General features: G+C 51.7%; 7 protein-coding genes. 2 read left to right on the forward strand and 5 right to left on the reverse strand.

Annotation, left to right across the window (positions count from 1 at the left end; all coding sequences use genetic code 11):
- Positions 1-74 precede the first annotated feature (74 nt).
- The 5 genes from infA to trxB form a co-directional block, all read right to left on the reverse strand.
- Positions 75-293, reverse strand: a complete 219-nt coding sequence (infA, locus tag D9738_RS17700) for a translation initiation factor IF-1 (protein ID WP_001040187.1) — start codon at positions 291-293, stop codon at positions 75-77.
- A 284-nt stretch (positions 294-577) separates the two neighbouring features.
- Positions 578-1,282: a leucyl/phenylalanyl-tRNA--protein transferase gene (aat, locus tag D9738_RS17705; RefSeq protein WP_130205277.1), complete on the reverse strand. Its 705-nt coding sequence runs from the start codon at positions 1,280-1,282 to the stop codon at positions 578-580.
- Between the two features lie 44 nt (positions 1,283-1,326).
- A complete protein-coding gene (gene cydC / locus D9738_RS17710) occupies positions 1,327-3,048 on the reverse strand; it encodes a cysteine/glutathione ABC transporter ATP-binding protein/permease CydC (RefSeq protein ID WP_130260767.1) in 1,722 nt (573 codons plus the stop codon).
- Positions 3,049-4,815 carry a cysteine/glutathione ABC transporter permease/ATP-binding protein CydD gene (gene cydD, locus D9738_RS17715; protein ID WP_130260768.1) on the reverse strand — a complete coding sequence of 589 codons (1,767 nt, stop codon included), beginning with the start codon at positions 4,813-4,815 and terminating at the stop codon, positions 3,049-3,051.
- 122 nt (positions 4,816-4,937) lie between these two features.
- Positions 4,938-5,903, reverse strand: a complete 966-nt coding sequence (gene trxB / locus D9738_RS17720; RefSeq protein WP_130205283.1) for a thioredoxin-disulfide reductase — start codon at positions 5,901-5,903, stop codon at positions 4,938-4,940.
- Positions 5,904-6,458: 555 nt separating this feature from the next.
- Between trxB and lrp the strand changes: the two genes are divergently transcribed.
- Both lrp and D9738_RS25200 read left to right on the forward strand, forming a co-directional pair.
- Positions 6,459-6,953, forward strand: a complete 495-nt coding sequence (lrp, locus tag D9738_RS17725; protein ID WP_130260769.1) for a leucine-responsive transcriptional regulator Lrp — start codon at positions 6,459-6,461, stop codon at positions 6,951-6,953.
- Positions 6,954-7,087: 134 nt separating this feature from the next.
- Positions 7,088-9,521, forward strand: a 2,434-nt coding sequence (locus tag D9738_RS25200) for a DNA translocase FtsK 4TM domain-containing protein (RefSeq protein ID WP_240780597.1), incomplete at its 3' end; no start/stop codon positions are given.

Here is a 9,521-nt window from a genome sequence, read left to right on the forward strand (position 1 = left end):
CTTAAGTGAACGGCATTGCGGTTAAACCGACCTTTTACTCGTTCTTTCTCTTCGCCCATCAGGCGGTAAAGCAATCAGCGACTACGGAAGACAATGCGGCCTTTGCTCAGGTCGTACGGGGTCAGTTCAACAGTCACTTTGTCGCCCGTCAGGATGCGGATGTAGTTTTTGCGCATTTTACCGGAGATGTGTGCAGTAACCACGTGACCGTTTTCTAACTCTACGCGGAACATGGTATTAGGCAACGTTTCAAGAACGGTACCTTGCATTTCAATATTGTCTTCTTTGGCCATCTAATCCTCTGGGGTATCACTACCGTAATTTGAACCGGCAAGATAATGCCGAAGTTCTGTAAATAAGTAAAGATTTGTGCGCTAATTCGCAACAAACAGGTTTGGCACATAACTCCGAAAACACACGGCTAAGCCGCACTATAAGCGCAACGTATAAGGGAGCGGTGAGATAAACGGTGGGCGTTACCTGACGCGAAAAATTCCTTATCGGCAGCGGAGTAATGAGCATAACCAACTCTGCGACCGCAATTATAACACTCTGGGGAGAAATGTGCCGAAAACATTCATTCTTGTGGTGAAAACAATCGCCGTGGTACCCAGAAATTATTTGGTAACCGTTCGGGGCGCAGTTGATTGAGATAATTGAGGTAATCCCGGCGAGGAATTTCGCAGGCACCAAGCGAGGCCGTATGGTCATTTAATACCTGGCAGTCGATAAGCTTGCCGCCGTGGCGGATAAATTCGTCACAAAAAACCAGGAGCGCTGTTTTCGAGGCATTCTCCATGCGGCTGAACATCGACTCGCCACAAAACAGTGTTCCCTGCGCTACGCCGTACATGCCGCCGACAATTTCGCCTTCACGCCACACTTCTATGGAATGGGCATGGCCCAACTCATGAAGACGATGGTAGGCTTCGACGACGTCACGCGTAATCCAGGTCCCTTCTTCGCGATCGCTGGCGCAGCCTTCAATGACCTGACCAAACGCGTAATTCAGCGTGACGCGATAGGGAGAGCGCTTATGAAAACGTTTCATGCTGCGGCTGATATGCAGTGATTCTGGCCATAAAACCGCACGTGGATCAGGCGACCACCAGAGAATAGGATCGCCCGGAGAAAACCACGGGAAAATACCACGCTGATAAGCCATGAGCAGCCGCGCAGGGCTAAGATCGCCTCCCAGTGCCAGCAGACCGTTAGGCTCACGTAATGCGCCTTCCGGGGAAGGGAAGGCTATTGAATGGCGAGAAAGCTGAACCAGGCGCATGACTGCAAAACTCCACTACGCAAGTCGGATCGTTCAATAATAGCTTACAAACCCTGCTTAAACTGGTAATAACGCCCCTGTCTGGCAAGCAGTTCTGCATGGGTACCTTGTTCAATAATTTGCCCGTTGTCCATCACTATTATTTGCTGAAAATGTGAAAGTCCACGCAGCCGATGTGTAACCAGCAATAGCGTTTTCTCACGCATCATTTCAGTCAGTAATTCGAGGATCTGACTTTCAGTCGTGGCATCTAAGCCTTCGGTTGGTTCATCCAGTAATACTAACGGCGCATCGTGCAATAGCGCACGGGCGATAGCCAGACGACGCAGTTCGCCGCCGGAAAGCTGACGTCCGCCTTCTCCCAACCAACTGTTGAGCCCTGTGTCTTCGAGTAGTTTCTCCAGACCGACGCGACGGAGAATTTCAGCAAGAGTCTCATCAGTAGCGCCAGGTGCGGCGAGTAACAGATTATCGCGCAGTGTGGCGCTAAACAGATGCACTCGCTGCGGCACAACGCTGATGGTCTGGCGCAATGTCGATTCATTCAGGTCAGAGATCGGGCTGCCGTTGAGCAAAATCTCACCCTGTTGCGGGTCCCATGCACGGGTTAGAAGTTGTAACAACGTTGATTTTCCGCATCCGGTTCGCCCGAGAATCGCAATATGTTCTCCGGCGTTTGCCTGAAGAGAAATCCCTTTAAGTGCTTGTTGGGATTGTTCCGGATAAGTGAACACAACATCCCGTAATGTCAGGGAAACCTGCTCAGGAACAGCGGACTGAGTATCCGGAAAGGTCACTTCTGGTTTTTGGTCAGTTAAGTCAGTGATACGCACGGCAGAAGCAATAACTTGCCCCAGATGCTGAAATGCACCTGTCACCGGAGCCAGGGCTTCGAATGCAGCCAATGCACAGAAGACAAACAGCGCAATTAACGCACCCGGCTGGCTATTACCGCCAACGCCGCCGGAGGCCATCCATAGCATCAGAATCACCGCCAGCGCGCCAATCAACAGCATAATTGCCTGCGAGAGCGCAGTCAGTTCGGACTGACGACGTTGCGCTTCCAGCCACTGAATTTCGGTGTTCTCTAACTGCGTACGATAACGATCGCTGGCACCAAAAATGGTCAGTTCAGCTTGCCCTTGCAGCCAGGCGGTTAACTGTTGGCGATACTGACCGCGAAGATGGGTAAGGTTTTGCCCGGTGCTTTTCCCCGCTCGATAAAACAGCGGCGGCATCAGGAAAAGCGTCAGCAACATAATGCCGCCCAGCGTGAAGGCGAGGGTGAAATCAAGAAAACTTAACCCGACAGTCACCACCATAATTACCACAAAAGCCCCTACCAGCGGTGAGATAACGCGCAAGTAAAGATGATCGAGCGTATCAACATCGGCGACGACGCGGTTGAGCAATTCGCCCTGGCGATAGCGGGCCAGCCCGGCAGGGGAGAGAGGCAACAGCTTGCTGAAGGTGTAAATGCGCAAATGCTGCAACACGCGGAAAGTCGCATCGTGACTCACCAGACGTTCAAAATAGCGCCCGGCGGTGCGGGTGATTGCCGCGCCACGTACACCTGCGGCAGGTAGCATGTAGTTAAAGCTGTACAGTCCTGCAACTCCCGCCACTGCCGAAGCGGAGAGGAACCAACCAGAAAGCGTCAACAAGCCGATACTGGCGAGCAGTGTGACAATTGCCAGCACAATACCAAGACTTAACATCCACTTATGACGCTTATATAGAGCCAGATAAGGAAGTAACGCGTGCATTTAAATCTCCTCCTGACGGTGGGCCAGCAACGTGGCGAATGGACCGTTAGCCACGCTTAAATCAGCGTAACAACCTTGCTCGATAATTTGGCCATCCTGCATCACCCAAATGACGTCCCAGTCAGCGAGATCTTCTAATTGGTGGGTGACCATCAGCGTTGTCTGGCGCTGCGAGGCTGCGTTTAGCGCCTGCATCACACGCTGCTCGCTGTGTGCATCGAGGCTGGCTGCAGGTTCATCCAGTAATAACAGTGAGCAGGGATGAAGTAATGCACGCGCTACGGCCACACGTTGTGCCTGACCTACGGAAAGGCGAGCTGCCTGATCGCCCACGGGAGTATCGATACCTTGCGGCAGGAGCGGCAGAAACTCACTGACCCAGGCGTTATCCAGGGCCGTTTGTAACTCTTGCTCGCTGGCATCCGGTCGTGCCAGCAGCACATTGTCTCGTACTGTTGCCGCGGGTAATTGCGGATTCTGGCCAACCCATGAGAGATGTTTTCGCCATGATTCCGGAGATAAATCCCGCAATTCAATGCCGTTGATTTGCAGCGAGCCTTGATAAGAGAGAAAACCGGAAAGCGCATTTAATAGTGAACTTTTCCCGGATCCGCTTCGTCCCACCAGTACCGCACGTTTGCCTGCAGGTAGTATAAAGTTCAGCGGGCCAGCCAGTGTTTTACCTTCAGGCGATGTGATGAACAGATCTTTGGCTTCAATGGTCACTGGTTCGGTAGACGTTAACTCAACGTCACCACGCTGTGGATGGGCGAGCGGTGTTTCCATAAATGTTTTCAGGCTGTCAGCCGCGCCAACAGCCTGGGCTTTGGCATGATAAAACGTGCCGAGATCACGTAACGGCTGGAAAAACTCGGGGGCGAGGATCAACGCAAGGAAGCCCGCAGCCAACGTCACGCCCGTGCTGTAGTGGCCAAAATCCAGCTCACCAAGATAAGAGAAACCAAAGTACACCGCGACCAGGGCAATCGACAGCGAGGTAAAGAATTCAAGAATACCGGAGGATAAAAACGCCAGGCGTAATACTTCCATGGTCCGTTGGCGAAAATCTTCCGAAGCCGAACGGATACTTTCAATTTCAGCCTCGCCACGACCAAAAATACGCAGGGTTTCCATGCCGCGCAGACGATCGAGAAAATGCCCACTTAAGCGAGCAAGCGCGAGAAAGTTGCGTCGGTTAGCATCGGCAGCACCCATCCCAACTAAAGCCATAAACAACGGAATTAACGGTGCAGTGCCGAGTAAAATAAGTGCCGCGGCCCAGTTAGAAGGGAAAATTGCGACGACAATCAGTAGTGGCACTGAGACTGCCAGCGCCATTTGCGGTAGGTAGCGAGCGTAGTAATCATGCATATCGTCAATTTGCTCGAGCACCAGCGTCGCCCAGCTCCCCGCAGGTTTGCCCTGAATCCAGGCCGGCCCCGCCTGCTGCAAACGGTCAAGAACCTGGCGGCGGATGGCAAAACGAATATGTTGCCCGGCGTGATAGCCCACCCGTTCGCGTAACCAGACCACCCATGCACGCAGCACAAAGGTCATCACCAGCAAGGTAAAGGGAAGTAGCAAGGCTTCTCGGGGGATGTTCTCCATAATCATATGTTGCAGAATTCGCGCCATAAACCAGGCCTGGGCAATTATTAATATGCCGCTCACAAAGCCCAGCAGACGAGAAATATTCAGCCAACGTTGGGAGATGACGCTTTGCTGTTTTAACCAGCGGGTTAACTCTTTTTGACGGGATTTATTCATTGCACGCTTAGCAGGTGAGTTATCAGAATTATTTGCAGAGCAATGTTACAACGGGGAAAAAATAAAGGCGACCCATAGTCGCATGGTGTCGCCTTCTTTACTTTTGTTACTGATTTGTAAAATTATTTTGCGTCAGCTAAACCGTCGAGGTAGCGTTCCGCATCAAGTGCTGCCATGCAGCCTGTACCGGCAGAAGTAATGGCCTGGCGATAAATATGATCCATCACGTCACCTGCGGCAAAGACGCCCGGAATGCTGGTCTGGGTGGCATTACCATGAATACCCGACTGCACTTTGATGTAGCCGTTTTCCAGTTCCAGTTGTCCTTCAAAAATAGCCGTGTTCGGACTGTGACCGATAGCAACAAACAGACCAGCAACGTCGAGAGACTCGATATTATCGCTGTTTTGCGTATCGCGTAGACGAACGCCAGTGACGCCCATCTGATCGCCGATCACTTCTTCCAGCGTACGGTTGGTGTGCAGAATGATGTTGCCGTTCTCCACTTTGTCCATGAGACGCTTAATGAGGATTTTTTCCGCACGGAAACCATCGCGGCGGTGGATCAAATGTACTTCGGAAGCGATGTTAGACAGATACAGCGCCTCTTCAACTGCAGTATTGCCGCCGCCGATAACCGCCACTTTTTGGTTACGATAGAAGAATCCATCGCAGGTCGCACAGGCAGAGACACCACGACCTTTAAAAGCCTCTTCAGAGGGCAGGCCGAGATAGCGTGCAGAAGCCCCGGTGGCAATAATCAGCGCATCGCAGGTATATTCGCCGTTATCGCCAGTCAGGCGGAACGGACGATTCTGCAAATCCACTTTATTGATGTGGTCAAAAATAATTTCAGTTTCAAACTTGGTAGCATGTTCATGCATGCGTTCCATGAGCAACGGGCCGGTCAGATCATTTGGATCTCCTGGCCAGTTTTCTACTTCAGTGGTCGTCGTCAGCTGGCCGCCTTTTTCCATGCCGGTAATCAGCACCGGTTGCAGGTTGGCGCGTGCCGCGTAGACAGCAGCGGTATATCCCGCCGGGCCTGAGCCCAGGATAAGCAGTTTACTGTGTTTGGTCGTGCCCATGAGATCCCCATAGTTGTTGGCAGACAATGGGCAGGATTGTAGGGAATTTACAGACGTAAAAAAAGAGTATGACGATTTTGTTAACGATATGTGCAATCGTCAAAAGCGATAATCGTGTCAAATTCTCCTGTCATTCTCCCGTCATTATCACGTCTGCTACTTAATTTTTCCGGTTTATAAGCCGATTAAATGATGATTAAACGTCACTGTTAATGAATAACTGGCATGTTGTACTAAAAAACGATGTTTTGCTTTGACAATCACCTGGTGTTTTGCGAAAACATTCGAGGAAGAAAAAAACAGTATTGTTATGTGCGCATAATCATGCATGTAAATACCATGTTTACCGTGCTAGTGAAATCTACGCATGGCGTGGACAGACGCCATTCGTGATGTCGATAGCTGCCTCAAGGCAACGGTCTTCTCACCGTAGACCCAGGCATTGCGAGCCGTGAATCTTAATGATTTCGGTCTATCGTGACAGGTAGCGACTCTGAACAGTGATGTCTTCAGGGTCAGACAGGAGTAGGGAAGGAATACAGAGAGACAATAATAATGGTAGATAGCAAGAAGCGCCCTGGCAAAGATCTCGACCGTATCGATCGTAACATTCTTAATGAGTTGCAAAAGGATGGGCGTGTTTCTAACGTCGAGCTTTCTAAACGTGTGGGACTTTCCCCAACGCCGTGCCTTGAGCGTGTGCGTCGGCTGGAAAGACAAGGGTTTATTCAGGGCTATACGGCGCTGTTGAACCCGCATTATCTGGATGCATCACTTCTGGTATTCGTTGAGATTACTCTGAATCGTGGCGCTCCGGATGTGTTTGAACAATTCAATACTGCTGTGCAAAAACTTGAAGAAATTCAGGAGTGTCATTTAGTATCCGGTGATTTCGACTACCTGTTGAAAACACGCGTGCCGGATATGTCAGCTTATCGTAAGCTGCTAGGGGAAACCCTGCTGCGTCTGCCTGGCGTCAATGACACACGGACATACGTTGTTATGGAAGAAGTCAAGCAGAGTAATCGTCTGGTTATTAAGACGCGCTAACACGGAACAGGTGCAAAATAGGCGTATTTTGATTACACTCCTGTTAATCCATACAGCAACAGTACTGGGGTAACCTGGTGCTGTTGTCCGTTTTAGCATCGGGCAGGAAAAGCCTGTAACCTGGAGAGCCTTTCTTGAGCCAGGAATACACTGAAGACAAAGAAGTCACATTGACAAAGTTAAGCAGCGGGCGCCGACTTCTGGAGGCGTTGCTGATTCTTATTGTCCTGTTTGCCGTCTGGTTGATGGCAGCCTTATTAAGCTTTAACCCTTCGGACCCCAGCTGGTCGCAAACGGCCTGGCATGAGCCTATCCATAATTTAGGCGGGACGCCTGGCGCGTGGCTGGCAGATACGCTGTTCTTCATTTTTGGCGTGATGGCTTACACCATCCCGGTCATTATTGTTGGCGGCTGTTGGTTTGCCTGGCGTCATCAGTCCAGCGATGAGTACGTTGACTATTTCGCCGTTTCGCTAAGAATTATTGGCGTGCTGGCGCTTATCCTTACGTCCTGTGGCCTTGCGGCAATCAACGCGGACGACATCTGGTATTTTGCCTCCGGTGGTGTAATCGGTAGTTTATTAAGCACTACGCTGCAGCCGCTGTTGCACAGCAGTGGCGGGACCATTGCGCTGCTCTGTGTTTGGGCGGCTGGCCTGACGCTGTTTACCGGCTGGTCCTGGGTGACCATTGCCGAAAAACTGGGGGGCTGGATTTTAAACATCCTCACTTTCGCCAGTAACCGCACTCGTCGCGATGATACCTGGGTTGATGAAGAAGAGTATGAAGACGACGAAGAGTATGAAGACGAAAAAAACGGCAAACAGCATGAATCGCGCCGTGCTCGTATTCTTCGTGGCGCGTTAGCGCGTCGTAAACGTCTGGCGGAAAAATTCATCAATCCGATGGGGCGGCAAACAGACGCTGCATTGTTCTCCGGTAAGCGGATGGATGATGAAGACGACATTACCTACACTGCGCGCGGCGTAGCCGCTGATCCTGATGATGTCCTCTTTTCGGGCAACCGTGCAACGCAGCCAGAATATGACGAATACGATCCATTATTAAACGGTGCACCAATTACCGAACCTGTTGCTGCGGCAGCTGCTGCTACCACGGCGACGCAAAGCTGGGCAGCTCCGGTTGAACCTGTTACTCAAACGCCGCCTGTTGCGTCGGTTGATGTTCCACCTGCTCAACCTGCTGTTGCCTGGCAGCCTGCGCCAAGGCCGCAAACGGGCGATTCGGTCATTGCCCCAGCGCTGGAAGGTTATCCGCAACAACCTGTGCAGTCACAGCAGCCATATTATGCGCCTGTTGCGGAACAACCTGTTCAACAACCATATTACGCACCAGTGCCTGAACAGCCGGTTCAGCAGCCGTATTATGCGCCTGTTGCGGATCAACCTGTTCAACAACCATATTATGCACCAGTGCCTGAACAGTCGGTTCAGCAGCCATATTATGCGCCTGCTGTAGAACAACCTGTTCAACAACCATATTATGCACCAGTGCCTGAACAACCAGTGGCTGATAACGCGTGGCAAGCCGAGGGGACACAATCCACTTTTGCGGCGCAGTCTACATACCAGCCTGAGCAAACCTACCAGCAGCCAGCCGTTCAGGAGACGTTGCGTCAACAGCCGCAACCGGTTGAACAGCCGCCTGTTGTAGAACCTGAACCGGTTGTTGAAGAAACAAAACCTGCGCGTCCGCCGCTTTACTACTTTGAAGAAGTTGAAGAGAAGCGTGCGCGCGAACGTGAGCAGCTCGCCGCTTGGTATCAGCCTATTCCTGAACCAGTTAAAGAACCTGAGCCTGTTAGACCTGTTCAGTCAGCTAAATCTGTTCAGTCATCGCCGACTGCTGCCGCAGTCCCTCCGGTAGAAGCCGTGGCTGCTGTTTCGCCGCTGGCATCGGGCGTGAAGAAAGCGACTCTGGCGACGGGGGCCGCAGCAACGGTTGCTGCACCTGTTTTTAGCCTGGCAAATAGCGGTGGACCTCGACCACAAGTGAAAGAGGGGATAGGCCCGCAGTTGCCACGACCAAAGCGTATTCGTGTTCCGACTCGTCGTGAACTGGCATCGTATGGCATTAAACTACCTTCACAACGAGCCGCCGAAGAGAAAGCTCGCGAAGCGCAGCGCAATCAATACGATTCTGGCGATCAGTATAACGATGATGAAATCGATGCGATGCAGCAAGATGAGTTGGCACGTCAGTTTGCCCAGGCACAGCAGCAACGCTATGGTGAACAGTATCAGCATGATGCGCCAGTTAACCCTGAAGATGAAGATGCAGCGGCGGAGGCTGAACTGGCTCGTCAGTTTGCCCAGACTCAGCAGCAACGTTATTCCGGTGAACAACCTGCGGGAGCAAATCCATTCTCGCTGAATGATTTTGAATTTTCACCGATGAAAGCGTTGGTGGATGATGGCCCACACGAGCCACTGTTTACGCCCATTGTTGAACCACAGCAACCGGTAGCGCCGCAGCAGCAGTATCAGCAGCCACAGCAACCGGTAGCGCCGCAGCAGCCAGTAGCGCCGCAGCCGCAATATCAGCAGC

The sequence above is a fragment of the Escherichia sp. E10V5 genome (genome assembly GCF_004212315.1).
GTDB lineage: Bacteria > Pseudomonadota > Gammaproteobacteria > Enterobacterales > Enterobacteriaceae > Escherichia.